We start from the raw sequence: 3780 nt of genomic DNA, 5'->3' as shown, positions 1-3780 counted from the left end.
TTGATGACTACTTGGGATATTTTCATTAGCTAATTCTATGATTGACAGGATGAAGAACAAATTCTATCTGTGGCGACTTCTGACTGCAACGTTTGAGTATTTTTCCCTGGTTTGACTCGGAAAAAAAAGGAATTTTCTTGATGACTATTTTATAGATTTTCATTGGCTAATTCTATGATTGATAGGATGAAGAAAAAATTCTATCTGTGGCGACTTATCATTGCAACGTCTGAGTATCTACCGAAAGTTTTGCGCTGAATTCTGAATCCTAATAACTAAATGCTTAATGTTGATTAAACTTTAATAAACCAACTGCGACGATACATTAAATCAGAAATTCCCCACCACAATAACACATTAACAATAGCAAAAATCAAAGAACCATTAAATGAACCAGCCCAAGATTGGAAAAATTGTTCATATATCCATGTCTTAATAGTAGGAGAACTTTCAACCATACTAATTTTGTTATAAATCATTAATCTAGCTAAAAATCCAGAGGCGACAAATATCAATATGGCATTTAATCCCATCACTTCAAATGGATGTCCCCATTTTTGCCAACCTCGAACTTTGATCGCCTCATAACAAGCAGCTAATAACAGTAAGGCCCATCCGCAGGTAAATATTACATAGGAACTTGTCCATAAAGTTTTATTGATGGGAAAAAATAGTCCCCAGATATACCCCACTACTAAACAGCTAAGACCGAAAATGACCAGATTTAAGCTAGTGCGACTTTTGATTGGTTTATGCTTCAGCCATTCTCCTGTAAAGTAACCAATCAAAACGGTTACTACAGCAGGTAAAGTGCTAAATAGACCTTCTGGATCGTATGGTTTTCCGGCCCACAAATGTTGTTGGGTCAGAATGAGGCGATCAATATAAGCACCAAGATTTCCTTCTGGGGAAAGGTCACCAGGGCCATAATTAGGAACGGGTATTAATTGCATGGCTACCCAGTATCCAATTAGTAGTGCAGTGGCAAGTCCATAAAGTTGTTTTCTCGAAAGGTTAAGGATGGCGATCGCTGCGAGGAGGTAGGCTAAACTAATACGTTGTAATACTCCCATGATACGAATAGTAGCTAAGTTGTAATTAGGAAAGCCATTTAGTAGTAAACCTAAGAGAAACAGTATGAGGCATCTTTGTAAAATTCGCCGATAAACTTTTGGAGTTGCTTGGTTTTTTTCGGTGTATTTTGACAGGGAAAAAGTCATTGCTACACCTGCGATAAATAGGAAGAAGGGAAATACTAAATCTGTGGGTGTACAACCATGCCATTTTGCGTGAAGTAAGGGTGGATAAACATGATTCCAACTGCCTGGGTTATTAACAAGAATCATACTGGCAATGGTAATGCCACGAAATACGTCGAGAGATTTTAAACGCATTTTTATTGATGTTTTTATAGTAGAGATTTATACTATCGCGTTTTGATTATTCTTGGCAGTACGAGCCAAATTTTTATTCATAAATGTCAAAAAAATCAATTCTAGAATTTTCTATCTATAAGTAGTTATTTCATATTCTCTTTTAGAACTATGGTGATCGTTAATATAAAACCGTTGTAATGCCTCGCCAAAAACTTAGTTTTCAAGTCTATTTATATTCAAAAACATCTTGATTATTTTTAGAGTAATTGCACTTAATACAAGTAGAAAATATATTACCGAATAATTAATAATTAATAATTAATAATTAATAATTAATAATTAAATAATTCGCGCCTTGAAGCCTCTCCTTTTAAGGGGAAAAAGCGGTCGAGGGATGGCGAGGTCTCCTCGCCATATCCAATCGACCAAGAGAAAAGAAAATATTCCTTATATTCAATCAAGAACGGTTTTAACCAGAGGTAATTATCAATTATCCATTATCCATTATCAATTAATGAATAGGGATAGTTATTCCTCCTTTAAGTCTAGGAATAATAAGGTTTCAAGTATTAACAGAATTGAGACCAAATGATAGCACCAAAAATTAATTTTTTCATTTATGACTAATACCAAATCCGGTTATCAAAAGTCCGTTTTTCAAATTATTTTCTAACCTTTCTGCCTTCTGCTTGACCTTCATAATAACGGTTCTTTTGATCGCCGGATTTAGTATAAAACTTATCTATTTACCAATTTTAGCTATAGCGTTTCTCAAGTTACTGAGGTACAGTTGTTTTTCTTCTTTTTTACTCCCTACTCCCTAACCCCTAAAATCAACGAATTTTATACCTCTTTTTTCTTGGGAATTGCTATATAAAATAAGTAGCTTTAATCAGAAGGTACTTATTTTTTGGCTACATTCAAGCTTTGTTTATTTAGTCGTGACTTAAATTACTTTATTGAGGTACTTCTTTATCATATAAATCAAACTCCTGTGACGTTCCATTTAATTCAGAGATAAATTTTTTATATAACTCTTGATTACCATTTTCTACATCCCATACTTCATCCACCCAGGTGAGTAAAAAAGCTTCGGTTTGATTAACTTTACCATCATCTTTTGTAAAAGATCCCTTACGCAATCTTTCTCTCACTCCATCACTATTAGAGAGAAGATGCTCTAAAATATCTTTAGATACAAAATCCAACTTATTTTCCACGTGTGGGTAAGCTTCAAGAACTTCTTTGATTAGGAGGTCGAATACTTCTTTGTGAGTTATTTTTGCCATAACTAGGAAAGTTTTTAATTAGTTTTGTTTAAGATAAGTTTTTTTGGGGCAGCTTTCCCTATATCTTTGTCTTTTTTTAAGATTCAATAGATTAATCAATTTTGCTTTACTTTCGTTGTTAATGCTATTGAAAACATCAAAAATTGTAATTAATTTTGCATAGCTACTTAACTATTTTATTATTGATATTCAGTAACTATTATATTTTTTTATTGAGATAATTTTCAGTCGTAATATTACCATATCTATAGGTTTATTCCTACTTGAAAAAAGGTATAATTTAGTAACTATAGAAAAATATTTTAGTTAACGGGACTTTAGCAAAAAATGCCTTAAAAATAGTTTTAAAACCTTACTGTGTAATGCTTTAACGTTAAAATAGTCTATTTATTGATATATCTTAGGTTTTCCTAGGGAATGCTACGCAAAGAGCCATTTTTAGCCAGAGCAACGTATTTTCCTTGCTAACGTTGAGTTTGAAGCAATTTTTAGCCTAAAAAATATCAAAGTCCCGTTAATAATTAGAGTTTAATAATTATTTTTTTTAGTAGGTAGATTGAATCTGGAGAGTACAAAATTTTTCTAAAAAACGATTGACTTTCAAGACTGAAAGTATTACTGAAAAATGCTTACAGCACCGACATTTCTGAATGGAGAGTTTCTAACTTTGAAATCCCTGAAAGCATTAGCTCGCAATAGTTATTCCAACAACTTTGCACTTTCTAGATTGAATTATAGCTAGCAATAAAATAGATATCTCCACTAAAAGATGGAGTAGAGAGTAGGGGAAATAATTGATGAATAAAAGTACAATAATTGATTTGATTTTTTATTATTGGAGATATCTAATAAGTATTGAATGACAGGTAGAACTTATCTAACCATAAAGTCCACATTCAGAAATTATAATTCTGTCAATAAACTCAGGATGAGGAGTAATGGATTTTTTGTCCATCCATTCAAAAACATCTTGATTATTTTTAGAGCTATTACACTGAATACAAGCAGGAACTACATTACCAGGTGTAGTTTGCCCCTCGCGCTCCAAGCACTGGCCATGCAGGACGAAAATTACGGATGGACGATTGAGATGCAAATCAAAGCCGTTCGGAATG

Annotated in this window: 2 protein-coding genes and 1 pseudogene; all 3 read right to left on the bottom strand. The window is 32.8% G+C overall.

Annotated features, from left to right (window positions below):
- Window positions 1-293: 293 nt before the first annotated feature.
- A complete protein-coding gene (locus tag F6K15_RS34950; RefSeq protein WP_293070275.1) occupies window positions 294-1394 on the bottom strand; it encodes an acyltransferase family protein in 1101 nt (366 codons plus the stop codon).
- 938 nt (window positions 1395-2332) lie between these two features.
- On the bottom strand, window positions 2333-2665 hold the full coding sequence (locus F6K15_RS34945) for a hypothetical protein (RefSeq protein WP_293070273.1): 333 nt from the start codon (window positions 2663-2665) through the stop codon (window positions 2333-2335).
- Between the two features lie 877 nt (window positions 2666-3542).
- Window positions 3543-3780: pseudogene (locus F6K15_RS34940) on the bottom strand (hypothetical protein); the annotation flags it as partial.

Origin of the sequence: Okeania sp. SIO2B3 (assembly GCF_010672525.1) — a bacterium.
In the GTDB taxonomy this organism is placed as follows: Bacteria; Cyanobacteriota; Cyanobacteriia; order Cyanobacteriales; family Microcoleaceae; genus Okeania.
Note: the sequence above shows the minus strand (reverse complement) of the source record. Positions and strands in the feature narration are given on the sequence as shown.

Coding starts and splice junctions, on each gene's coding strand:
- F6K15_RS34950 (WP_293070275.1), bottom strand. CDS start 1,394: ATGCGTTTAAAATCTCTCGACGTATTTCGTGGCATTACCATTGCCAGT.
- F6K15_RS34945 (WP_293070273.1), bottom strand. CDS start 2,665: ATGGCAAAAATAACTCACAAAGAAGTATTCGACCTCCTAATCAAAGAA.